Origin of the sequence: Thermoflexus sp. (assembly GCF_034432235.1) — a bacterium.
In the GTDB taxonomy this organism is placed as follows: domain Bacteria; phylum Chloroflexota; class Anaerolineae; order Thermoflexales; family Thermoflexaceae; genus Thermoflexus.
The window spans coordinates 1-1,590 of the sequence record NZ_DAOUCJ010000071.1 but is presented as its reverse complement, the minus strand read 5'-3'; the positions used below and the strand labels follow the sequence as shown (position 1 = coordinate 1,590).

Genomic DNA, 1,590 nt, shown 5'->3' with positions numbered 1-1,590 from the left:
CGGCCTCTTCCCCACCGACCGCCGCTTCACCGGCCAGCGGTGGGAGACGTCCCTCAGGCTCTACGATGACCAAGCCCGCTTCTACGACCCCGCCCTGGGCCGCTTCCTGCAACCCGATCCCATCGTGCCCGAGCCGGGGAACCCACAAGCGCTTAATCGGTATGCCTATGTTTACAACAATCCCTTGCGCTACACCGATCCCAGCGGGCATTGCGCCCTGCTGGAGGAGCAGGCCAGCGGGCTCTGTGTTCGCTTCACCCCCGAAGGCACCCTGCACATCGTCCAGGGCGGCTCGGTCTTCGTCAATTGGGTGGAAGTGGCCCTCGCCAATGCCCTGCTCTCCGGAAACCCCCGTTACCTGGGGAACCTCCCCAATGGAGCCGGATGGGCCATCGCCCCATCCCTTTCCCGGGTGAGGACGGAGCTGGAAGAAGCCAATGGGGAGGGATCCACCAGGGGGCTGGGGTTGGATCCCTTATGGCTGTTGGGGCTGGCAATGGCAGCGGGGAAAGCGGGGGAAGATCCTGCAGGTCCGCCCCCGGCATGGCTCGAGCTGGTCCCCCCGAAATACCGGGAGACCGTAGCCCGAGCCTTCCAGGGCACTCCCCAGGTCATCACCCTCCAGGAAGACTTGATCGTCTATCGCCACTGGGGAGGAGGTGCGCAGGAAGTGGGCTCTCCGTGGTTCTCGCCTAAGCCTTATACTCGCCCTGGAAACGCTCGACGCTACCTGGCATTGCCACCTGGGAATACTGCGGAGCAGATTTCGGTTTTCAAGATCCCTGCAGGCACCACAATCCTCCGGGGTAAGGTCGCTCCTCAGATCGAATATTTCGGACCCTATGCTGTAGGAGGTGGAGAGCAAATCTACTTGCCAGATCCGAGTAAAGCTATCTTAATCGGCCCACTGGACGTCAACAACAAGTAGGAGGACTGAGGAATGGATATTGAAACAACAAAAAAGAGGATCAACGAACTTCTTCAAGAGGCTCGAGAGGCTGCGAAGCGCCCTGACGCATATGGGCTTCTCCCAGACGTGATCAGAATCATGGAGATGCTTCAACACAAGCTTGAGAGCGACAGTCCAGATCTGGAAGCCATCGTTCGGGGAGCAGGGGCCCTGGGCCGCGTGGTGACAGATAGTTATTCTTTCTCGGAAAGTCCATTGGGGAGCAAGCTGCTGGACTTTGTCAATGAAATTATTTCTCAATATGGATATTAATAAACCATCGAACCTATAGAATGAAATGTGAGCGGGCACGGGCAGGCCGCTCCTCTCCGCTACGACGCCGAAGGAAACCGGGGGGTCCGGGAGGTGGCGGGCCTCCGCACCGTAGCCGTGGACGACGGCTACGAAGTGCGGGGCGGCCTGGGGCGGAAGGTCTACCGCCTGGGCGGCGAAGCGGTGGCCGTGCGAGAGGGAAGCGCCGTCTACGCGGTGGTGGGGGGATCACATGGGGAGCGTCACCGTGCTGGCGCAGGGCGGGAGTGTGGTGGGGGCCACGCGCTATCTCCCCTATGGCGCCATCCGGTGGGAGACCGGCCTCTTCCCCACCGACCGCCGCTTCACCGGCCAGCGGTGGGAGGGGG

The 1,590-nt window shown here is 61.5% G+C and carries 2 protein-coding genes and 1 pseudogene; all 3 read left to right on the top strand.

The annotated features are described in order from the left end of the window. The coding region (locus tag VAE54_RS08465) for an RHS repeat-associated core domain-containing protein (RefSeq protein WP_322801519.1) at positions 1-928 on the top strand (928 nt) is incomplete at its 5' end. A 12-nt stretch (positions 929-940) separates the two neighbouring features. Then, positions 941-1,222: a hypothetical protein gene (locus VAE54_RS08460; RefSeq protein ID WP_322801518.1), complete on the top strand. Its 282-nt coding sequence runs from the start codon at positions 941-943 to the stop codon at positions 1,220-1,222. Positions 1,223-1,249: 27 nt separating this feature from the next. Then, positions 1,250-1,590 (top strand): annotated as a pseudogene (locus VAE54_RS08455) (hypothetical protein); the annotation flags it as partial.